The sequence below is a fragment of the Peribacillus sp. SIMBA_075 genome, assembly GCF_046534585.1.
Genome location: NZ_JAWRYN010001327.1, coordinates 1 through 246, shown reverse-complemented (window position 1 = coordinate 246; position 246 = coordinate 1). Strand labels below are relative to the sequence as shown.

Here is a 246-nt window from a genome sequence, read left to right as displayed (position 1 = left end):
CCGCTCTCATTGCCCCGGAAACGTACACGCTGGACCATGCGCTGCTGCAGCGTCCTGGAAACGACGAGATCCAACTGCAGCTCTTCCACGATTATCAGCACAACCTCACGCTGTATCCAGCCTTCCAGCAGTTCATGCGCCAGGAACAGCCCCCCACGCTGGTCATCTGGGGAAGCAACGACCCGTTCTTTATTCCGCCGGGAGCCGAGGCATTCCGCCGGGACAACCCGAACGCCCACGTGGAAC

At 61.0% G+C, this 246-nt stretch carries 1 protein-coding gene; it reads left to right on the top strand.

Annotated features, from left to right (window positions below; genetic code table 11):
- The coding region (locus SB775_RS32655) for an alpha/beta fold hydrolase (protein WP_410865443.1) at positions 1-246 on the top strand (246 nt) is incomplete at both ends.